Origin of the sequence: Paraburkholderia caledonica, assembly GCF_000383275.1 — a bacterium.
In the GTDB taxonomy this organism is placed as follows: domain Bacteria; phylum Pseudomonadota; class Gammaproteobacteria; order Burkholderiales; family Burkholderiaceae; genus Paraburkholderia; species Paraburkholderia caledonica.
Window position 1 is genome coordinate 497,688 of sequence record NZ_KB911035.1, and the last position, 21,010, is coordinate 518,697.

Consider the following 21,010-nt stretch of genomic DNA (forward strand, 5'->3'; position numbering starts at 1 on the left):
GCTATGACGCGAGGATTCTATGAAGCGAATGTGAAAGTATATTGACAGCCGTTGTTAATGTTCGCCGCGACAACAACCGACGTTAACAACTGGTGTTAGCCGGGACGCCGGAACTCATTCTCGACCCACGCCGAAGCGCTCGCCTTGCTGAGCTTGAAATTAGGCGCGACCTGCACTTGCGCGAGTTGCTCGCCGAATGTGTCGAGCGCTGTCAGCAGCGCGTAGGGTTCGTCTTCATCCGGCACGATGTCGAGCGTGATGTCGAGTTCGTTGTTGCCGTCCGCGCTCGACACGCGTACTTCCTTGTGAAGTTGCGCGCGCAGTTGCTGCTCATGACGGCGCAGCACTTCAGACGCGGTTTTCACGAGCGTGTTGAACGCGCCCGTGTCGAGCGGCTTCGGGTCTTTCTTGTTGCGACCCATTGTCCATGGGCCGACAAGCGCGGGCTCGGCTTCGCCGTCCTTGATCATTTCGACGGCCCAGCCTTCGTCGTCTTCATTCTTGATGACGCGAGCGGTCCAGCCGTCGTCGCGCCAAAGACGCGCTTCGTGCAGCGTTTCGGGCTCGCCTTCGATCTGCGTGGTATCGGGTTCGGACGCGCCTTCCGTCGTGGGATCAGCAGCTTGGTCGGACGAGGGAAGGGTCGGGTCGGTCATTGCAGGTTCACTCACTATCGCTGGATTTGAAACACATATCGAGCATGCAATTCTACCCGCCTCCGGCGCGCCGGCCGCCATGCTCTGACGAACGGACAAGTCCTGGCAGTTGTTTCGCCGGTCGAAATACTGCATTTCGCCATTTGAACGGAACTAATAAGCCGATTATAAAAATAGAAAAATTTTTGCGTCTTGCTGCGTATAAAAATTGATAAAACGTTGGCCTTTAATGGAAGGCAATGGGAAGGCAATGCAGATATCAGAACCTGCAACGAGTCGAATAGAGCTTCAGACAAAGAAGACTTTATTGCGTGAAATGCCGACAATTCGGCCTCACGCCAGCAGCTTCAGCAAGAGTTCTGGCAGTAATGCACTTTGAAAGCCGTCGCGCGCCAGCAACAATGAAATAAGCTTGAATGCGGAGCCATAATCACGTGCATTGTTATTTTCCTTTATTTTTGCGCACTTACATCATTCGCATATGTTCATTACGGATTCTGGAAATGAGTGTTGCGCTATTTGTGCAATTGGATAAGCGAATAGCGGGAATACACTTCGCAGCGGATCGGCACGTGGCCGACGCGATCAGCGCGATCCACGGTCACACCCCGAATGCGATTCTCGATGCATTGTCCCTGGAGTCATGAAATGAAAAGAACCCTCATCGCAGCAGGTCTCATGGGCGCATTCGCGCTCAACGCACACGCACAAAGCAGCGTCACGTTGTACGGCACACTCGACGCCGGCCTCGTGTATTCGAACAACCAGGGCGGCCACAGCAACTGGCAGCAAGGTAGCGGTTCGGTGTCGAACACCTACTTCGGCTTGCGCGGCAGCGAAGACCTGGGCGGCGGTCTGCACGCCATCTTCACGTTGGAGAGCGGGTTCAATCTGAACAACGGCCAGTTCTCTGAAGGCAACACGCTCTTCAACCGCCAGGCATTCGTCGGCTTGAAGAGCGACCAGTACGGCACGCTCACGCTCGGCCGTCAATACGACTCGGTGGTCGACTATCTCGCGCCGCTGTCGGAAGCGGGCGCAGGCTACGGCAACAATCTCGCGGCCCACCCGTTCGACAACGACAACCTGGACAACTCGTTCTCGATCAAGAACGCGGTCAAATACACGAGCGCGAATTATGCGGGCCTGAAATTCGGCGGCCTGTACGGCTTCAGCAATTCGGCCGGCCAGTTCTCGAACAATCGCGCATGGAGCGCGGGCGCTTCGTATGACAATGGTCCGTTGAGCGTCGCGGCGGCATATCTGCAACTGAACAAGTCGGGCAGCTCGAATCTGGGCGGCGCGGTTTCGCAAGGCGACGGCACCGCGCAGATCGCGGCAAACCTGCAGCGCACGTATGGTGCGGGCATCAACTACACGTATGGTCCGGCAACCGCGGGCTTCGTGTACACGCATACGCAACTGGACGGCATCACCGGCATCGACGTCGGCGGTGCAACGCTGCCAGGCATTGCCGGTACCAACCTGCACATGGACAACTACGAAGTGAACGGCCGCTACGCGCTGACGCCGGCAATGAGCCTCGCGGCTTCGTACACGTTCACCGACGGCAAAGTGTCGGGCTCCAACGGCTCGGGCGATCCGAAGTGGCATACGGTCTCGCTGCAAGGCGACTACTCGCTGAGCAAGCGTACCGACGTCTACGTTGAAGGCGTGTATCAGCATGCATCGGGCGAACTCGGCAACTTTGGTTCGAACGTAGCGGCGATCAATACGCTCGCGCCGTCGTCGACGGGTAACCAGGTTGCCGCCGCTGTCGGCCTGCGTCACCGCTTCTAACTCTCCACGCAGTGCTTGCAGCGCGAGCCTACCGTTTCGCGCTGCTTCCCGACCCGCCCGTGACACGATCACGTCGCGGGTTTTTTTGTGGGCGACGTTTCAGCTTGTAACGAAAGTGACGGCGCGAGCGCGTGCTCGGTATACTCGGGCGTCCGCATTTCTCTTCGCGATCGGGCGTGTTCGCTGCGTGTGGTTTCAGCGAGATTTCAGCGAGCGCCCAATGCAAGTGAAAGGCGGCTTTGTCGCGAAGCATCGCATTGCATTGATTGCTGTATGACTCGGTGCGTTAACCGCGCTATGCTTCGCCCGCACAAGATCCCCGCAAAAATGTTCGGGGACGCCGACGACCTCACCATGAAACGAATTTTTCTGCTTGCTCCCGCCGCCGTGGCGATCGCCACTCTCGCGGCTTGCGGTTCCTCTAACGGGCCTTCCGCACGCGACGCGTCGCAGCCCATGATCTACGTGTCGTCGCAACGTGCTCCCGCGTACATTGCCAGTTGCCTGGAAAGCCGCTTGTCGAGAGTTCGCCTGTCGCGCGTGGGCAGCGCGACCGAGATCGCGGTCGGCTCAGACTCGAACAATTCATATTTCGTCACGTTGACGCCGTCGAACGCGGGCTCCGTGATCAAGGTCATGCATCCGGCCAACGCGCCCGACGATCCACCGGAACCGGAAATGCGCTTCAATATCGCACGTTGTGCGACCTGAGTATTGCAGCCGGCGCGCGTGGTCCATGTTGAATGCGCCGTTGCTTAATGCGTGACACGCGATGCCGCGACACGTTTCTAACGGCGTCCCGGCTATTTTTCTGCGCGTCGGTCTGCGACCATAGCCGCCCCTCTTCTTCACGCGACGCGCTGCGTCGTGAATTCCGATGGCATCCAGCAAAGCACATCACGCAACCGGTTTCGCGGCGGGCGTCATTGCCGCGGCGGTTGTGGCGCGCATCGGCGGCGGTCACGACGGCGCGTTTTATATCGGCGTACTGATGAGCTTTATCGCGGGCGTAGCGGGAAGCACCGCGCCGGACTGGCTCGAAGTCGCGTGGTGGTCGCGCGCACGCCGGCTGTGGATCGCGCATCGCACGTTGACGCATTGGGGCATCGGCTGGATCGCGCTGCTCGCCGTTTCGTACCGTGGGCTCGGGCATTCGATTTATGCGGCGCCCGCGTTCGGCTTCGCATGCGGCGGCCTGATGCATCTGCTCGCCGACTGGCCCAACCCGCTCGGCGTACCGTGGATCGCCGGACGGCATTCGCTGAATCTATGGAATAGCGGACATTGCGACCTGATCGTAGTCGCGGCTTCGTGGGCGGCGGCCTGGTTTGTTGGCCGGCATGTTGGACTGCCCGGCATGCACGGACTAGACCTCTGGCAGCACCTGCGCTTGTGAATCCCGCGTTCGTATGGTCGCAGCGTGGAGTCCGCGTCAACGCATCGCCGCAGCGTAGTTCGCGGGCGTGACGCCGAGCAGGCGCACAAAAGCCCTCGTCATGTGACTCTGATCGGCAAAGCCTGCAGCGGCAGCCGCGTCGGCGAGCGACACACCGCGCGCTATCCATTGCCGCGCCAGCACCACGCGCCGCTGCATCCGGTATGCGTGCGGCGGCAAGCCAATTTCATGCGCGAACGCTCGCAGCAACTGGAAGCGGCTCATGCCGGCTTCGCCGGCGAGATCGGCAAGTGTGAGCGGCGCTGACGGATCGTCGTCGATGCGCGCTTTCGCGCGTGCAATCGGCCCCGCGCGACGCAACGATAAAACATGCGTTTCACTGCTCGCCTGCGTGGTTGCGTGAGCGTCAAGCAGATGCGCAAGCAGTTCGAGCAACGCCTGGTCCCGCGCCAACGCATCGGGTGCGCCCGGCGCCTCTACCGCCACCGCGAATAATCGTTCGAAAAGATGTTTCAGCAGAGGGTCGTGCACCACGGGCTGCGTGAGTTCGATCTCGCGCGCCGGCGCGCCGCTCAATTCCGCCGCCGCGCTCATCAGCATCGACGGCTCGAAATAGAGCATGCGCCACGCGCGGCCGCGTTCATCGAGCGGACTGCCGTCATGCACTTCGCCGGGGTTCACCATGATCGCGTCGTTGGCGCGTGCTTCGACGGGGCCGCGACCGCTCGCCGATTTATGCCCGCCACTCAGAATCACGCCGACGCCGAAGCGGTCGTGCGAATGGCGCGGAAACGCATGCGCGGTTTGCGCCACCGTCGCCTCGACGCCTGCAATCGCGCAACGAGGCATGTGGACGCGGCCACGCGACGCGTCGCGCCCGCGCATCAACGCCGCCCTTCTTCGCCCCGCTCCCCTTCGCGGACCTTGCCTTGCGACACGCTGCTGCCCGGCGGGACGCTATGCGTGAGCCACACATTGCCGCCGATCACCGAGCCGCGGCCAATTGTTACCCGTCCGAGGATCGTCGCGCCGGCGTAGATCACCACGTCGTCTTCGACGATTGGATGCCGCGCATTGCCCTTGATCAGCGCGCCGTCGATATCCGCCGCGAAGCTCTTCGCGCCCAGTGTCACCGCCTGATAAACGCGCACGTGTTCACCGATGATCGCCGTTTCACCGATCACGACGCCCGTGCCGTGGTCGATGAAAAAGCTCGGACCGATCGTCGCGCCAGGGTGAATGTCGATGCCGGTCGCCGAGTGCGCGATCTCGTTGATGAAGCGCGCGAGCAACGGCACGCCGAGACGATGCAGCGCATGTGCAAGGCGGTGATGCGTCATCGCCCATACGCCGGGATAGCAAAGCAGGATTTCGGTGATGTGCTGCGCGGCCGGGTCGCCCGTGAACGCCGCCTGAATGTCGCTGACGAGCAGCGCGCGAATGCCAGGCAACTGCGTGCCGAACTGGCGCGCAACCTCGAAGGCACGCTCGCGCAGTTCCGTGTCGGGCGTTTGCGCGTGTTCCGGCAGAAACCGCAGCGCGCGGCGGATCTGCTCCGCGAGCAAACGCAGCGTGCTTTCGAGCGTGTGTCCGACGTAGTAGTCGACGGTTTCGTCAGTCAGATCCGGCGCGCCGTAGTGCGTGGGAAATAGCGCCGCGCGCAGGCCCGCGACGATGTTGACCACCGCTTCGCGCGACGGCAGTTCGCGAATGCCGAGCGGATGCCGCGTACGATGCAACTCTTCGCGTGACGCACGCAGGTCCGCGACGATCTGTTCAAGGCCCCAGTTGTGGGTAGGCGCGTTAGGCATGAGGGACAGCGCCGTGCGAGGAGCACGGTATCGAGTGAGTGTCCCGAGAGATTACCGCGTTTTGCCGCGGCTCGCGCAGCGTTGCGCGCAAGGCAAAGGCGAAGGTGCGCTCAGATGGTCAGACTGCTTGCGTCGATCCAGCGCACCGCCCAGTCGCGCGCATGAGCAATTGCGGCGGCCTCGTCGCGAAAGCACAGGTCCGTCGGGAAAAAACGGTTGGCGACGAGTTCACCGTCGCTCGACCGCGAGATGACGACGTAAGGTTGCCAAGTGCCGTCGCCGGCGCGCGCCGGTGCGCAATTTAACAAATAGCCGCGATGTGTGAATGCAGCATCGAAGTGCATGTGTCACCCGCCCTGACGGCCCCGTAGAATGTTTTGAGTAAGCCCGCGCTCGTTGCACCGGTGTTGATAAACAGCGATGTGAATCTCGCGAGAACCCGATTAAGCGCTGTTGCAGAACACGCCCCGCTCGCCGGAGTATGATCATACTCTGTAGAAAATGCGCGTTCATTAAAAAAAACGAAAGACGCGCGCACGCAATCGCCTTGGTGAGGGAACGGACCTTGCAGTTCTGAACCCAACTTCTTGAAAGGAGAATGCATATGAACACCCATTTCGACAAGGCAGCAGACGCCGGCAAGCCAGCTGTCCCGAACGGCCCGCGTACCGCCGAATCGCACAATGACCGGACACACGACAGCACGGTCGACACCGACGGCAAGAATCACGAAGCCGCGCGCATTGCGGGCCAGAGCCCGATAGCAGTCGACGAAATCACGACCAGCAACGCGACGCTCGTCAACAGCGTGCCGGAAGCGCACGACGGCATGGCCGGGTTCGACAGCCGCGTGGGCGGCAATCATCTGCTGCTCGCGCTCGAGCCGGGCTATACGGTGATCGACAAAGGCATGTTCGAGCCGCAGGCGCTCCATTCGACCGATGATCTGTTCGACTATTCGCGCCCAGGCGAAAACCGCCATGAACGCGGCCGTATCCATTACGCCCTTAATCATTTGCGACCTACACGGGTGATCGAAATACAGCGGGTGAAATAATCTGCCGATTTGCACTCGCGTTTGAATCTGGGCGAAGAGGCCGATTTGTCGGCGGATACCAACGCGCGCATTGTTTAAATAACGATGCGCGTTTTTTATCGCCTTGCGTGGATTAGAAACCGACGGTTCGAAGACCTCCTCCCCGTCGCGGCTTTTTGTACGACCCGGCGCGGCGCACAATCGTGACACATCAAACTCAACGGAGCGGTAGATGAAAAAGATCGTCGTGATTGGCGCCACGGGCACGCTGGGCCAAGCTGTTACTGCGGAGCTGAAGGCTCGCCATGAAGTTATCGAAGTAGGCGCGACGCGCGGCCAGTATCAGGTGGACAGCACCGATCCGGCGAGCGTCGAGCGGCTCTTCCGCGAACTCGGCAAGGTGGATGGCGTCGTCACCACAACGGGCAAACTGCATTTCGGCCCGCTCCAGCAAATGAGCATCGAACAGTTCTGGGTCGGCCTGCGCGACAAGCTCATGGGACAGATCAATGTCGTGCTGGCGGCGCAGAACTACCTGAACGACGGCGGCTCTTTCACGCTGACGAGCGGCATCGTGGGCGATGAGCCGATTCGCGAGGGCGCGAATGCGACGACCGTCAATCTCGCGCTCGAAGGTTTCGTGCGCGGCGCGGCGATCGAACTGCCGCGCGGTATCCGCATCAACGTCGTGAGTCCGACAGTGCTGACCGAATCGATGGGCGCGTATGGGCCGTACTTTCGCGGCTTCGAACCGGTCACCGCGCAACGCGCCGCACAAGCGTACCTGCGCAGTGTGGAAGGCGCGCAGACGGGCCGCGTCTATCGCGTCGGCTACTGAGCGCCAGCTTGCGAAACGCGTTGCGCCGCTCAATGCTTCTGTTCCTTCACGCGCGAGACAATCTGGGTGGGGCTCACGAACTGCAGCGCGATCAACACCCAGACCAGCGTGATCGCCATGTAGATCATCGCCATGGCGTCGATGGATTGCGGCGCGCGCACGCCGGTTGAGAACACCGCGTAGTACAGGGCGACCACGAGCGTTTGCGTTCCGGGCCCCGCGGTGAAGAACGTGAGTTCGAACATACCGATGGTACGCACCAGCACCAGAAGCGCCGCGGCCAGCATGCCGGGCACGAGCAGGGGCAGCAGCACGTAGCGGAAATAGCGGAACGTGTTCGCGCCGAAGATCCGCGCGGCCGCTTCGAGGTTCGGATCGATCTGTTCGATGAACGGCGTCATCACGAGAATCACGAACGGCAGCGCGGGCACGAGATTCGCAAGTATCACGCCGCTCAGCGTGCCGGCCAGACCGATCTTGTACATCGCGGTCGCCATCGGAATACCGTAAGTGACGGGCGGCACCATCAACGGCAAGAGGAAGATCAGCATTGCAATGCGCTTGCCGCGAAACTGCACGCGCGCAAGCGCATATGCTGCCGGCACGCCGAGCAGCACCGACAGCAGCACGACCGCACCGACTACTTCGACCGTCACCCACAGCACGCTCGCCAGCTGGAAATCGCTCCACGCCTGCGCATACCAATGCAGCGTGAAGCCCTGCGGAAGCAACGTGCCGAACCAGCGGGTCGCGATCGAATTGACCGCTACGGTCGCGATCAGCAGCACGACGTTGGCAAGGAAAAACACCATCGCGCCCCACACGATCACGTGCCATACGCGGCCTGGCACGCTCGCACGCTGCTTTACGCGCCTCGGCTCGCGTGCGTCGTCGCCCTGCTGTTTCGATTCGGACGCGGACCATGAAGCCGGCGCGCCGCCACGCTCGGTCGTCATCAGCCTTTGCCTCCGGTTGCAGGGCCGCTGTAAAAGAAGCGGCGCGCCCCTAGCATCGCGGCCACTACCAGTAATTGCACGAAGCCCATCACCATCGCAATCGCGGACGCGAGCGAATAGTCATAACTTTCGAATGCGGCCTCCGCTGCCGCAATCGACATCACCCGAGTCGGCCCCGCAGGCGCGCCAAGCAGCACTGCCGATGGAAACACCGAAAACGCCTGCACGAACGAGAGGCAGGCGGCCATCGTCAAACCGGGAACCAGCAGCGGCAAATAAATACGGCGAAACTGCTCCCACGGACTCGCGCCGAGCGTCGCGGCGGCGCTCGCGAGCGTCGGGTCGATGCCGGTCACGTACGACAGCGTCAACAGAAACGCGAATGGAAATCCGGACACGATCAGCGAGATCAGCACGCCCCAGAAGTTATGTGTGAGCCGAACTTCACTCGAATAGAGATGCATGCCGTGCAGCGCCTGCGGAAACCAGCCGTTGGGTCCGAAGTAAGTGAGCATGCCGTCGGCGATCAGCACCGTGCCGAGCGTGACGGGAATCACCAGTAACGTGGTCACGAACTTTTGATACCGCGAATGCCGGCGCAACGCGAATGCGACGGGCACCGACACGCCGACGTTGATCAGCGTGGCCGGCACGGCCAGCTTCAGCGTGACGATGATGGTGGGCCACATCGACGTGTCGGTGAAGAACGTCAGATAGTTGGCCCATGCACTGCCGCCGTTCATCGGCCGGAACGACAGCGCGAGACCGTATGCAAACGGATAGATAAACAACGCGACGATGACGAGCAACGCCGGCGTGACCAGCCACGCCTTGCTATCGCGCTGCGCGGCGGGCGCGACAGGCGCCGACGGCATGGGCGTGCTCATGCCGCCTCGCCGTCATAAACAAGCGTGCGCGAAGGCGGCACACGCAAGCTGATATGTTGTCCTTCGACGAACTCGCCCGCGACGCGTGCCCACAAATCGCCGAACGCAGTCTTCACGCGCAAGAGCGAACTGTTGCCGCCGTATTCGACGACGGTCACCAACGCGTCGAACGCATTCTCGGTTCCGGGCGCCGTGCGCTCCATGTCCTCCGGGCGCAGCGCCACGCTTACACGCTTGCCGTTGAAGCCCGCCATCGGCGTGCCGATCAGACGGACACCGTTCGCGCTCACCGCGACGCCTTCGCCTTGCATGCCTTCGAGCGTGAATTCAGCGACGTTGCGATAGCCCATAAAACGCGCGACATGCAGATTCTGCGGGCGCGTATAGACCTCTTTCGGCGTGGCGATCTGCTGCACGACGCCTTCTCTCATCACGACGATGCGGTCGGCCATCGAAAGCGCTTCGTCCTGATCGTGCGTGACGTACAGCGTCGCGCGTTCGAGTTGGCTATGAATGCGGCGGATTTCGGCGCGCATCTCGATGCGCAACTTGGTGTCGAGATTCGACAGCGGCTCGTCCATCAGGATCAGCGGCGGCTCGATGACGATAGCGCGCGCAATTGCCACGCGCTGTTGCTGGCCGCCCGACAGTTGCCCGGGCAGCTTGCGCTCGTGGCCGACCAGTTGCACGAGTTGCAATGCCTCGCGCGCGCGCCGCATGATTTCGCTTTTGCCAACGCCGCGCATCTTCAGCCCGAAGCCGACGTTGTCGAGCACGCTCATGTGCGGAAACAGCGCGTAGTTCTGAAACACCATGCCGAAGCCGCGTTTTTCCGGCGGCAATACATCGATGCGCTTGTCGTCCAGCCAGATGCCGCCGCCGCTCAGCGGCTGCAAACCCGCGATGCAGTTCAGCGCCGTCGACTTGCCGCAGCCCGAAGGCCCGAGCAACGCAATGAATTCGCCGCGCCGGATGTTCAGATCGAGCCCCTGCAGCGCGGCGATCGACTGGCCTTCCGCATTCGTGAAACTGCGGCTCACCGAGTCGAGCCGCAACTGTTCGAAGTGATGCTTCATGGCGGTTCCCTGATGCGCGTGACGCGTCACGCGCGAATCGCACTCGCACGAGTGGGCGCGGCTATACGGCTTCGGTTATTTGGTCTTTTGAGCGCCGACTTCCGTGTCCCATTTCCTGAAGGCAGCCACCATCGCAGCCGCATTGAGCGGCAACACGTGCGGGCGTTCCGCCAGCAGCTTCGCGTACTCGGGACGCCCGTACTTCTTCAGGACTTCCTGGCTATGCGCGGGGGCCTGCTCGACAGTGACGCCCTTGATCGCCGGACCCGGATAGAAGTAACCGTCGTCGTAAGTCATGGCTTGCTGCGCAGGCTCGAGCATGAAGTTCATCAGCTTGTAGAGCACGTCCAGCTTTTCTTTCGGTACGCCCTTGGGCACGACCATGTAGTGCGCGTCGTTCACCCATGTCATGTTGTCGAACGCCTGCACGCGGAAATCGGCGGGCACGATGCCGAGCGCGCGCGGATTGATGTCCCAGCCCGTTACCGTCACGGTCATGTCGCGCGTGCCTTCGCCCAGCTCTTTCATCACCGCGGACGTGCCGCCCGGATAGTAAGGAATGCATTCGTTCAGCTGCTTGAGGAACGCCCAGGTCTTATCCCAGCCGTTGATGGGGTCTTGCGGATTCTTGTCGCCGAGCACATAGGGCAAGCCCATCAGGAACGTGCGGCCCGGTCCCGAGTTCGCGGGCCGCGCGTAGATCAGCTTGTCCGGATGCGCCTTGCACCATTGCAGCAGTTGCTCGGGCGTTTTCGGCGGATCGCTGACCTTGGCGGGGTTGTATTCGAGTAGCGGCCCGGCCGGCATATACGCGACCTCAAGACCATAGCCCTGCGCCAAATCCTGCATCTTGCGCGGGCCGGGCGCGTATTTGTCGAGCACGCCGGGGAATTGCGCCGCGTTGTCGGGCAGCAGCTTGGTCCACAGGTTCTGTTCGATGCCGGCTGCGAGGGCGTCGGTGCCCGTCAATACCAGGTCTATGTCCGAGCGGCCCGCGCCCTGCATAGCCTTGATCTTGCCGGGCAATTGCGGGGCGGGCGCGTTGGTGTAGGTGATATTCGCGACGAGGTTCGGGTACTTCGCTTTGAACGCCTCGAACCCGGCGCGCGTAAGTTGGAGATCGCCGGCGACGTCGACGATATTGAGTGTGACTGGATCAGCCGCGTGAGCGGCCGACCCGAACGCGGCGCTCGCCGCGAGACATACCGACACCAGCCTGAGCGACAACCTGTGCGGAACAGTCATTGCGTCTCCTCGCTTCTTGGTATGAAGTCCGCCGGACGACTGCGCCGGGCGTCTTGTTCAACCACTGCAACATAGCGAAGCGCCACATCCGATGTCAAGCAAATACTATTGCTCGCGTTTTCCCCGACATTCCGCGCATTTTCGCCCGAAGGCCTTTGGTCTCAATGATTTGGCGCGCTTGTATAGGAGGGCAAACCCCGAGCCGCGCGACTGCGTAAAGGGGCTTGTCAGGCAACTATAGCGGACCGCCCGTAGGAGAAGCACGCGATCAGCCGCCGCGTACGCCTTGCGTGTTCACATAGAGCGAGTACAGGCCGTGGCTCGCCGCCATGAAAAGCCGGTTGCGATGACGTCCGCCGAAGCACACGTTCGCACAGCGCTCCGGCAGCGCAATATGGCCGATCGCCTCGCCTTGTGGTGTAAAGACGCGCACGCCGTCGAGTTCGTCGGTGCCCATGCCCCAACCGCACCATAAATTCCCGTGGACGTCGACGCGAAAGCCGTCCGGCGTGCCGGGGCCCGCGTCGATCAACACTCGGTTGTTCGACAGCGCCGCACCGCTTCCGTCTAAATCGACGTCGAAAGCGCGAATCTTGCGCGGCTCGCCTCGCGATTCGACGATATAGAGCACGGACTCGTCCGGCGAAAACGCAAGGCCATTCGGTCCGAGAATGTCGTCGGCGACTACGCTCACCTCGCCCGTCTGACCGTCGATGCGGTACACGCAGGCGGACAGCTCCGACTCTTGCCGCTCGCCTTCGTAGAAGCCGTCTATCCCGAACGTCGGATCGCTGAACCAGATCGAACCGTCGGATTTGACGACGACGTCGTTCGGCGAATTGAAACGCTTGCCGCGATAGCGATCGGCGAGCACGGTAATCGAGCCGTCGTATTCGGTGCGGGTGACACGGCGCGTCAGATGTTCGCAACTCACGAGGCGGCCTTGCCGGTCGCGCGTATGGCCGTTGGCGTTGTTCGACGACTGACGGAACGTGCTGACCGCGCCGCTCGCCTCGTCCCAACGCAAGATGCGGTCGTTGGGGATATCGCTCCACAGCAGATAGCGGCCGTCGCCGAACCAGATGGGCCCTTCCGACCAGCGCGCGCCTTGATACAGACACTCGACGGACGCTGACGCGAGAGTCAGCGACTTGAAGCGCGGATCGAGCACGCGTACGGAAGGGTCGGGATAGCGTCGGCTGTGGTCGGTCATGCTGCCTCTGTCTGATTGGATCAATGGGTGCTGCGGACGCTCGCGTGCTCTCTTTCGAGTGCGAGCAACGCATGCGCCGCGCCGGCGATCTTCGCATGATGTTCAGGCGGCGTCGAACTGAGCAGCGGCAAGATCGGCCCCATGTCGGCGATCTTCGAGAACGTCACCGCGTCGTGCAGCACGCGGATCAGCGAGATGTCGTCGCGCAAGGTTTCGAGCGGGAGGAACGTGTCGTAAAGACGTTGTGCGGCGTCGTTGTCGCCGGTTTTCACTGCGTGCAGCAGGGCCGTCACCATGTGAGGCGCGATACAGCCCGAGCCGGTTGTCCATGCCGCGAGGCCGAACTCGCGCAGATGCACGAGCGCAGGCCGCTCGCCCATGCCCGACACGATCTTGGCCGCCGGCACATGTCGCAGCAGGCGGCGCAGGTAGGGATCGTCGGCGGGATTCTGGCGCACGATCGCATACTTCACGGCGAGCAGCGTGCCCCGCTCGACGAGGCGCGCGAGCGTCTCCACCTCCACATAGTCTTCGCTTTTGATGTACAGCGTGAGCGGGATGCCCGCCGCGTCGACGATCCGCGTCAGGCCTGCTTCGACGCCCTCCGACGTCGTAAAGCCGGCGAGCGGCAGCACCATTGCCGTTCGATAGCGGGTCTGCGCGAGGATGCGCGCCTGATCGAGCATCTTTCCGTAGTCCGGCCCGATGGCGGGGATCACGCGCGTGTCGGCGCCCGCCACATCGGCCAGCAGGTCGAGCAGATCGCGATATTCGCTCACGGCTGTGTGATAGAGGTTCGCGTTGCCGCCATAGAGCAGTGTGCGCACGCCGCCTGCCTCGATATGGCGGATCAGCGTGGCATTCTGGTCTGCGTCGAGCGCAAGGTCTGCGCGGCGTGCCAGCGGCGGCACGGCCATGACCGAGGCTGCCAGTTCGCGGTCGTCAAACGGAGATTCGTTCATAAGGCGGACACCCGAAAAGTCGTAGCGTCTACGGTAGCATCTGCCTCGAAAAGTTGTCAAACAACTTTGTCCGCAATGATTCCACGATCGTCGCGTGCGGCAAAATGTTAAGACGCTTCACCACGCTTTCGTATGACAATAGAAGGAATGAGCTGCATAGTGCGAAACGGTGATTTACGCAGCAGAAGCGGCCGGGCCAAGTAAAGACGTGGCATGGCGGATGGAGCGGTTTTGCCCGTTTATTTGGCATTCGCGAAATGCGATATGAAAGGAATGGACCGGCAGAAGCTCAACACCCTGCTGCTTGGGGATTGCAGCGAAATTCGCGGTACACGCGAATCTACGTCGCGTGAATGCGCATGCAGGTTTATTCGCGTTCCGTTAAACGTGAGTTAAAGGCCGCGTATAGAGCGGACGGCCCCAGGTTGCAAAACATTTTTTAGTGATAAATTGTCCGCACTAAAGCAGTCGCACATAAAAACCTGCGCAAATAACCATACAGGCTATTTGCGAGTCTGAGAGAGTGGAAATTGGCGCTACATTTTATCGAGCAGATGGCACCGCTACTGGAGGCCGCCGACGAAGCGGAATGGTTCAGCGCGGTGACCGGTCTTGCGGAGAGCTGGGGATTCGACCGGCTTCTGATCGCAATGCTTCCGCGCCCGACCATTCGGCTCGAAGACGCTTACATTCGCAGCACCTATGCGCCCGCATGGCGCCGCACCTACGACGAGCAAGGCCTGGTCCATATAGACCCAACGGTCGCACATTGCGCGACACGTTCGTCGCCGCTAGTGTGGTCGCCGGAAATCTTCACGACCGCGCCGCAGCAGTCCATGTACGAAGAAGCGCGCGCCCACGGCTTGCGCGCGGGCGTGACACTGCCGATTCACGGCCCGAATCAGGAGGCCGGCATGATGTGCTTCGTGAACGACGCCAATCCGACGGACACCTTCTGGCGTCATATCGACGTGGTATTGCCGAATCTCGTGCTATTGCGCGACCTGGTGATCGACACCAGTCAGCGCCATTTGCATGCGCACACGCAAAGTTTGTTGCCCAAGCTGACGCCGCGCGAACGCGAGTGCCTTCAATGGACCGCGCGCGGCAAATCCACGTGGGAAATTTCCCATATCCTGAACTGTTCGGAAGCTGTGGTGAACTTCCACATGAAGAACATCAGGACCAAACTTGGCGTGAATTCGCGGCGCGCAGCAGCCGTGATTGCGACACAACTGGGGCTTATTGACCCGGGTTGAGCAACGCCGCCGCGTCGCGGCTGTGAAGCACCCGCTCAGCCCGGCCGAGGTCGGCATCGGAAACCGTTTTCGTGAAGTACAGGCCCAGCAGGATCGAGACGGGCGCCGGGATTTCCGCACCGGACTCAAAGCGGCTGCCACGCGACTGCGTGACGCCGAAGCGAGCCCAGAAGCGGCGCTGGCTTTCTTTCTTCTTTTTGCGGTACGCAATGATCAACACTCGATCTACCGCTGTGGACGGCTCCGCCGAACGCGTTTGTAGACCGGTTTGCGGTTGCCAGTGATTGTCGAGATGTTCCATTTTTGTGTCCCGTCGGTTGAGTGCTGTTTCCTGTCTCAAATTCTCCGATATCCGATAAGCATGCACACCTATCCAGGTAGATAGGTAGCGGAACGATTCAGAATGCATAAGTTTTCCTGCGTATTGGTTTCCCCAACACGTTCAGGAGAACGTCATGCAAACAGCGATCCGGATTGGAATGCGTCAAGAGTTCGACAACGAAGACATCAACGAGATGTATCGCCTGCGGGCACGGGTGTTTCACGGACGGCTCGGATGGGATATTCCGACCATAGCGGGCATGGAAATCGACGGCTACGATGCGCTGGGACCGCATTACATGCTGATCCAGGCCGACGATCGGCGCGTGCGTGGCTGTTGGCGTCTGATGCCGACCGAGGGACCGAACATGCTGAAGGACACCTTTCCTCAGTTGCTGCATGGCGCTGCGGCGCCGGTCGGGCGGCATATCTGGGAATTGAGCCGCTTCGCGATCGACACGAGCGGCGAGGAAAAGTCGTTCGGCTTCGCCGACGTGACAATGCAGGCAATTCATGAGCTGGTGGCCTTCGCCGACCGCATGGGCATCACACGCTATGTGACGGTGACCACCACCCCGATCGAGCGGCTGTTGCGCAAGACCGGAATCGAGATAAGCCGTCTCGGCTCACCGCTGCAGATCGGTGTGGAACGCGCGGTGGCGCTGGATATCGCCGTGAGTCCGAAGACCCGCACGGCGTTGTTCGGGCCGATCGCCGCAGCCGCTTAGCTACACCTCGCTGGTCCGCTGCTCGCCGCCGGCCGCGCTTCGCCGTGTTGGCAACGGCCGGTTAGACGGCGCGCAGCGGGCCACGCGACGCTTGCCTCACGAACCAAACATCCGTTCGAGCGCGTTCTCCAGGTGCGCTCGCATTGCCTGCCCCGCCGCCCGCGGGTCCTTGCGGCGAATTGCGTCGAGCACCGCCCGGTGTTCCGCCTGCACGAGACGCTGCCGCTCCACCGTTTTTACGAGCGACAGGTTGCGTGACAAATTCATGCTGAAAACTATCTGCTCCTCGATGAACGACATGACCGTGATGAAAAACGGGTTCTTCGACGCGCGCGCCACCGCGAGATGAAACAGGAAGTCGTCCGACGCGCCGATGCCGCGCGTCTCAATGATCCGTTCGAGTTGATCCCATGCGTGCTCGATCGCCGCAATGTCGTCGGCGTCGGCTTTGAGCGCCGCGTGCTCGGCCGCGCCGGTCTCCGTGACAATGCGAAACTCGTAGCAGCGGCGGATGTCGGACAGCGTTTCGAGCGGCGCGAAACGCCGCACGTCCGGGTCGGGTCGCCGCGCGACTGTCGTCCCCGAGCCATGACGCGTCACGATGATGCCGTCAGCCCGCAGCCGCGCCAATGCCTCGCGCACCGTGGGTCGCGAGGTCGAGAAGCGTTCGGCGAGCGCATGTTCGGTAGGCAGCCGCTGGCCTTCCTTGTATTCGCCTTCGAGAATGCGATTCAGGATGTCGCCGTAGATCTTGTCGGGCAAGCCCGTGGTTTTTCGCTCATTCATCGGCCGGGCGCAGCAGCTTGTCAGAGTAGATCCCGATTGTAAGGCAAACCGCGGCGGCAATCGCCGCGCTTCGGGGTCGCTGCATCGGGCAAAAGAGCGCCCACGCGTCTTGAAACGGCGGCCGTCTAGCGAGAGCAACGTCAAAATTTGTGAACCGGTTGATTTACATCCTGGCTGAAGCGGCGTTTCTGAACGATCATTAAAGCTCGCAACCTGACCTGGAGCGGAAATGTACACACGCATTCTTGTGGCGGTAGACGGCAGCCAGACTTCTCGCCGTGCTTTCGAAGCAGCGCTCGCGCTCGCCCGAACCAACGGCGCTGTTTTGCAACCCTTGTACGTCGTCGAAAATACGCCAATGTATTTCGAAGCGCCGGGCTATGACCCTTCAGTGCTTCGCAATAGTCTCATCGAACAAGGGAAGGAACTCGGCGTGGAGCTCGCACGCGAAATGGACGCGCAAGGTGTGAAGGGAGAGATCGTCGTGACCGAAGCGCCGTCGCTCGACGACGTTTCCACGGCCGTGCTGAAAGCCGCCGCCGACTTCAACGCCGACTTGCTCGTCATGGGCACGCACGGCCGGCGCGGATTTCAGCGCCTGATTCTCGGCAGCGTCGCGGAGCGTTGTGTGCGCCAGGCTCGCTTGCCGGTGCTGCTGATCCCGTCCGCGGCCAGTAAGCCGTCCGGCGATGCGCAAACGCCAGACTGACGCCGCGAGCGTCACGCCAGAGAGTAAGTGGCAAGTAAGTGAGGCACGCCGCGCCGCGTGCACGATCGATCCTACGTCGGTCCGCCTCGCTGCAATGCGCGATGGGTGACGTGGTCGTCGAGAAGGCGCCGCATCGTGGCCAGCAACGCGGGCCCGTCGACCGGCTTGCGCAGAAATCCGTCGAAGCTGACGAAGGCGGGAGGACTCGGCTCTCCCGAAACGAGTATGAAAGCGACGTCGGCCAGCCCGGGCAGTGTGCGCAAGCGGTGACATAGTTCACTGCCCGACATGGTCGGCATGCGCCAGTCGGCAACCACGACATCGACGGGCGAAGCCATGAACTGAGCTAGCGCCGACTTACCGTCCAGCGCAGTTTTTACTTCGTAGCCCTCGGCGGAGCAAATCACGCTCCATGCGTCCAACGCCTCGGCGTCGTCATCTACCAGCAGTACGGTTGCCATGTGCAATTGTCCTATCGCTTCGACAACCTGCGTCGCAACGCGCATGCCAACGCGCTCCTCAATTCGCGCCAATCGGCCTACGCGCCGCAACATGGATGCGAAGCGGGAAATGGCGAAGCGGTCGCGTCGCAGCATATTGATTGCCGGGCGCGAGCACTTCGCCTGTTGCTGTTAACAATAGCAACTCAATTGCAAGCCGGTGGGCAAACTGCTTGACGGCGCAACTTCAGGTGCGCGCCAATGCGGCTGCCACCAGGCGCTGCTGTTCTACGCGATGCGCGCGTATCGACGAATCCGCGCCCGACGGACTCTCGCGCCGGCACATGTCGAACACGCGGCAGTTCGCCGGAACCGCTCCCTCTATGTCATCGCGCACGAAATGCCATGCGCCATGCTTCTTTTCCTCTTCCTGGGCCCACACCACCTCCGCAAGGTTCGGGTAAGCGGCGAGCGCAAGCGCAAGCTCGCTCGTCGGAAACGGATACAGCTGTTCTATCCGGACGAGCGCAGTCTGCGTGTCGCCAGAAGCATCGCGCGCCGCCTGCAAGTCGTAGAAGAACTTGCCGCTGCACAGTACGACGCGCGTCACGTCTGCAGGCAACGCAGCACCACTGTCCTGCAGCACCGGAGCAAACGCACCGTCGATCAATTTGCCGAGCGGCGCATGCGAACGCTCATTGGCATGAAGCTGCCCCTTCGGCGACATCACGACAAGCGGCTTCGGCTCGACGCTCAGCGCCTGTTCGCGCAGCATATGGAACCACTGCGACGACGTCGACGGCATCACGACCTTCATGTTCCCGCCTGCGCACAGTTGCAGGAAGCGGCTGAGATACGCACTGGAGTGCTCCGGACCGACGCCTTCATGGCCATGCGGCAGCAGCATCGTCAGACCGGACGGTTGATCCCACTTGTACTCGCCCGCGGCGATATATTGATCGATGATCACTTGCGCGCCGTTCACAAAGTCGCCGAACTGCGCTTCCCAGATAGCAAGGTGCGACGTGGACTGAACGCTGTAGCCGTATTCGAAACCCAGCACGGCCTCCTCGGTCAGCGGTGAATTGATGATGTCGAACTCGCCCTGATGCACACCCAGATTTTGCAGCGGCACATAAGGCTCAGTTCCGCCGGAAGTCGCGCCCGAAATTGCGCCTTGCGAGTGCCACACTGCATGCCGATGCATGAAGGTGCCGCGGCCCACGTCCATGCCGGAGATGCGCACACTGTGCCCGTCGTCGAGCAGACTTGCATACGCGAGGTTTTCCGCGAAACACCAGTCGACCGTCGCGGTTTCCGCTTCCACGCTCCGCTGCCACTTCGCCGTGATGTCGCGCACGAAGTCATGTAGACGCAACCCCGGCGGCGTGCGAGTCAACGCTGCAGTCAGCGACTGCAAGCGGGCGAGCGACAACGGCCGCGTGCGTTTCGTGCGCCTGGCAGGTTTCGCGGGGTTCGCGGGTCCGGCACCGCTCGTCCGGTCGGCGCGTTGCTGCGACAACGTTTGCGTGGGCGGCGTCAGAAGATCCTTCAATACATCGGCGCGCAACATCTCGAGTGGCGTCTCCTCACCGATGGCCGCGTGATAAAGCTCGGTGACGGTCTGATGCGCCGAGATTGCCGCCTGCTGCGACGGTTGCGTCAGAGCAGGAATATCGTGTTCCGAATGACCGAGGCGCCGATATCCGATCAGATCGATGACGACGTCGGCTTCATACTCCATCCGGTACTGCAATGCGAGCTTCGCGGCGCGCAGGACCTCGTCGGGTCGCTCTGCGTTCACGCGGATCACGGGCGCGTCGATCATTCGCGCGACGTCCGTGCAATAGGAATGGCCTTCGGTGTCCATCCGGTTCGGCGTCGTAAAGCCGATCTGATTGTTCACGATGACGTGGACCGTGCCGCCCAACGCGTAACCGTCCTTACGCGTCATGTTCAACGTTTCCATTACGATGCCCTGGCCCGCGAACGCCGCGTCGCCATGCACGACCACCGGCAGGCATCCAAAGCCGCGATGTTCGTCCTGGTATGCACGCGCCATTCCGCTCACAACCGGATACACGCTTTGCAGATGCGACGGATTGTGCGCAAGGAAAATCGCAGTGTCGCCATGGGGCGTCTGTCTGACGGTGCTGCCGCCGAGGTGATAAGGCAGATCGCGCTGCGTGGCCGCGACATCGGAATTCGGATCGAGGCAATCGACGAGCTTCGCCGGATCGAAGCCCATCACGTTGACGAGCACATTGAGGCGCCCCCGATGCGGCATGCCCGCGAATACCTGCTGAACGCCTTGAGCGGCAGCCTCATCGACAATTGCTTCGAGAAGCGGCACGAGACTTTCGCAACCTTCGAGTGAGAAGCGCTTTGCATGCTCGAAAACCGCCGCCACATGACGCTCCCACATTTCGGCGGAGATCAGGCGGCGCAACAGAGCGCGACGCTGTTCGCGGCCTGGCAACGGCGCAAGCTGTTCCGACTTGAGCATTGCGGATAAACGCGCGCGACGCTGCGGGTCGCGAATGCCGGTCAGATCGAGGCCGATCGCGCCGCAATAGACGCGCCTCAGTTGGCGCTCCAGTTCATGCACCGCCGCCGACGGCGGCAGCAGCGGGTTTTCTGCGCCAATCGGCTGCGCCGGGTCCAGCCCATGAAACACTGGGTCGAGCTCGGGCACGTCGGGCAAGGGCGTGAGGCGCAGCGGATCGAGCGACGCCTGACGATGACCGTGTTGACGGAACGCGTCGATGAAGCGCCGGACCTGCAACGTCCGCGCTACCGGCGACAGGTCGCCTGCCGGTTCGATAACCGCGCTGGCCGGCGAGCGTGAAAGAACAATCGATTCGGAAGAGACGTGTGACATGTTTTGATAG

General features: G+C 61.7%; 22 protein-coding genes. 8 read left to right on the forward strand and 14 right to left on the reverse strand.

Features of this window, described 5'->3' with window-relative positions:
* Positions 1 to 95: 95 nt before the first annotated feature.
* On the reverse strand, positions 96 to 656 hold the full coding sequence (locus H281_RS0108380) for a hypothetical protein (protein ID WP_020066646.1): 561 nt from the start codon (positions 654 to 656) through the stop codon (positions 96 to 98).
* 648 nt (positions 657 to 1,304) lie between these two features.
* Between H281_RS0108380 and H281_RS0108385 the strand changes: the two genes are divergently transcribed.
* The 3 genes from H281_RS0108385 to H281_RS0108395 all read left to right on the forward strand — a co-directional run bounded on the left by H281_RS0108385 (position 1,305) and on the right by H281_RS0108395 (position 3,852).
* Positions 1,305 to 2,456 carry a porin gene (locus H281_RS0108385; protein WP_020066647.1) on the forward strand — a complete coding sequence of 384 codons (1,152 nt, stop codon included), beginning with the start codon at positions 1,305 to 1,307 and terminating at the stop codon, positions 2,454 to 2,456.
* A 354-nt stretch (positions 2,457 to 2,810) separates the two neighbouring features.
* On the forward strand, positions 2,811 to 3,167 hold the full coding sequence (locus H281_RS0108390) for a hypothetical protein (RefSeq protein ID WP_027776285.1): 357 nt from the start codon (positions 2,811 to 2,813) through the stop codon (positions 3,165 to 3,167).
* A gap of 166 nt (positions 3,168 to 3,333) precedes the next feature.
* Positions 3,334 to 3,852 carry a metal-dependent hydrolase gene (locus H281_RS0108395; protein ID WP_020066649.1) on the forward strand — a complete coding sequence of 173 codons (519 nt, stop codon included), beginning with the start codon at positions 3,334 to 3,336 and terminating at the stop codon, positions 3,850 to 3,852.
* Between the two features lie 36 nt (positions 3,853 to 3,888).
* Here H281_RS0108395 and H281_RS0108400 read toward each other — a convergent pair whose 3' ends face one another.
* The 3 genes from H281_RS0108400 to H281_RS0108410 all read right to left on the reverse strand — a co-directional run bounded on the left by H281_RS0108400 (position 3,889) and on the right by H281_RS0108410 (position 6,007).
* The gene (locus H281_RS0108400; RefSeq protein ID WP_020066650.1) at positions 3,889 to 4,737 is read right to left on the reverse strand and encodes an AraC family transcriptional regulator; all 849 of its coding nucleotides are present in this window, start codon (positions 4,735 to 4,737) and stop codon (positions 3,889 to 3,891) included.
* Complete coding sequence (gene epsC, locus H281_RS0108405) at positions 4,737 to 5,663, reverse strand: serine O-acetyltransferase EpsC (protein WP_020066651.1); 927 nt, start codon at positions 5,661 to 5,663, stop codon at positions 4,737 to 4,739. Before epsC ends, H281_RS0108400 begins: the two co-directional genes overlap by 1 nt.
* A 110-nt stretch (positions 5,664 to 5,773) precedes the next feature.
* The gene (locus H281_RS0108410) at positions 5,774 to 6,007 is read right to left on the reverse strand and encodes a hypothetical protein (protein WP_020066652.1); all 234 of its coding nucleotides are present in this window, start codon (positions 6,005 to 6,007) and stop codon (positions 5,774 to 5,776) included.
* 260 nt (positions 6,008 to 6,267) lie between these two features.
* On the opposite strand from H281_RS0108410, the gene H281_RS0108415 reads away from it, so the two are divergent.
* Entirely contained in the window at positions 6,268 to 6,720 is a 453-nt protein-coding gene (locus tag H281_RS0108415; protein WP_020066653.1) for a DUF3005 domain-containing protein, read from the forward strand.
* 211 nt (positions 6,721 to 6,931) lie between these two features.
* Positions 6,932 to 7,537: a short chain dehydrogenase gene (locus tag H281_RS0108420; RefSeq protein WP_020066654.1), complete on the forward strand. Its 606-nt coding sequence runs from the start codon at positions 6,932 to 6,934 to the stop codon at positions 7,535 to 7,537.
* Positions 7,538 to 7,566: 29 nt separating this feature from the next.
* Here H281_RS0108420 and H281_RS0108425 read toward each other — a convergent pair whose 3' ends face one another.
* From H281_RS0108425 to H281_RS0108450, 6 genes are all read right to left on the reverse strand, one after another.
* Positions 7,567 to 8,493, reverse strand: coding sequence for an ABC transporter permease (locus tag H281_RS0108425; protein ID WP_020066655.1), 927 nt, complete (start codon positions 8,491 to 8,493; stop codon positions 7,567 to 7,569).
* Entirely contained in the window at positions 8,493 to 9,380 is an 888-nt protein-coding gene (locus tag H281_RS0108430; protein WP_020066656.1) for an ABC transporter permease, read from the reverse strand. Before H281_RS0108430 ends, H281_RS0108425 begins: the two co-directional genes overlap by 1 nt.
* Positions 9,377 to 10,456 (reverse strand): ABC transporter ATP-binding protein, encoded by a 1,080-nt coding sequence (locus H281_RS0108435; protein ID WP_020066657.1) that lies wholly within the window; start codon positions 10,454 to 10,456, stop codon positions 9,377 to 9,379. The genes H281_RS0108430 and H281_RS0108435 overlap by 4 nt, the downstream gene beginning before the upstream one ends.
* Positions 10,457 to 10,531: 75 nt before the next feature.
* Entirely contained in the window at positions 10,532 to 11,701 is a 1,170-nt protein-coding gene (locus H281_RS0108440; protein WP_020066658.1) for an ABC transporter substrate-binding protein, read from the reverse strand.
* Positions 11,702 to 11,969: 268 nt separating this feature from the next.
* On the reverse strand, positions 11,970 to 12,914 hold the full coding sequence (locus H281_RS0108445) for an SMP-30/gluconolactonase/LRE family protein (RefSeq protein WP_020066659.1): 945 nt from the start codon (positions 12,912 to 12,914) through the stop codon (positions 11,970 to 11,972).
* Positions 12,915 to 12,934: 20 nt separating this feature from the next.
* Positions 12,935 to 13,876, reverse strand: coding sequence for a dihydrodipicolinate synthase family protein (locus H281_RS0108450; protein WP_020066660.1), 942 nt, complete (start codon positions 13,874 to 13,876; stop codon positions 12,935 to 12,937).
* 554 nt (positions 13,877 to 14,430) lie between these two features.
* On the opposite strand from H281_RS0108450, the gene H281_RS0108455 reads away from it, so the two are divergent.
* A complete protein-coding gene (locus H281_RS0108455; RefSeq protein WP_020066661.1) occupies positions 14,431 to 15,135 on the forward strand; it encodes a helix-turn-helix transcriptional regulator in 705 nt (234 codons plus the stop codon).
* On the opposite strand, the gene H281_RS0108460 is transcribed toward H281_RS0108455, so the two are convergent.
* Entirely contained in the window at positions 15,119 to 15,436 is a 318-nt protein-coding gene (locus H281_RS0108460) for a helix-turn-helix domain-containing protein (RefSeq protein WP_020066662.1), read from the reverse strand. The genes H281_RS0108455 and H281_RS0108460 overlap by 17 nt on opposite strands.
* A 154-nt stretch (positions 15,437 to 15,590) precedes the next feature.
* On the opposite strand from H281_RS0108460, the gene H281_RS0108465 reads away from it, so the two are divergent.
* Positions 15,591 to 16,184, forward strand: a complete 594-nt coding sequence (locus tag H281_RS0108465) for an acyl-homoserine-lactone synthase (protein WP_020066663.1) — start codon at positions 15,591 to 15,593, stop codon at positions 16,182 to 16,184.
* 96 nt (positions 16,185 to 16,280) lie between these two features.
* On the opposite strand, the gene H281_RS0108470 is transcribed toward H281_RS0108465, so the two are convergent.
* Complete coding sequence (locus H281_RS0108470) at positions 16,281 to 16,970, reverse strand: FadR/GntR family transcriptional regulator (protein WP_020066664.1); 690 nt, start codon at positions 16,968 to 16,970, stop codon at positions 16,281 to 16,283.
* Between the two features lie 229 nt (positions 16,971 to 17,199).
* Here H281_RS0108470 and H281_RS0108475 point away from each other — a divergent pair, with 229 nt between their 5' ends.
* Complete coding sequence (locus tag H281_RS0108475) at positions 17,200 to 17,679, forward strand: universal stress protein (protein WP_020066665.1); 480 nt, start codon at positions 17,200 to 17,202, stop codon at positions 17,677 to 17,679.
* A 71-nt stretch (positions 17,680 to 17,750) separates the two neighbouring features.
* Here H281_RS0108475 and H281_RS0108480 read toward each other — a convergent pair whose 3' ends face one another.
* Together H281_RS0108480 and H281_RS0108485 are read right to left on the reverse strand one after the other, a co-directional pair.
* Positions 17,751 to 18,140, reverse strand: coding sequence for a response regulator (locus H281_RS0108480; RefSeq protein ID WP_027804411.1), 390 nt, complete (start codon positions 18,138 to 18,140; stop codon positions 17,751 to 17,753).
* Positions 18,141 to 18,366: 226 nt separating this feature from the next.
* Positions 18,367 to 21,000, reverse strand: coding sequence for a 2-oxoglutarate dehydrogenase E1 component (locus H281_RS0108485; RefSeq protein ID WP_020066667.1), 2,634 nt, complete (start codon positions 20,998 to 21,000; stop codon positions 18,367 to 18,369).
* Positions 21,001 to 21,010: the final 10 nt, after the last annotated feature.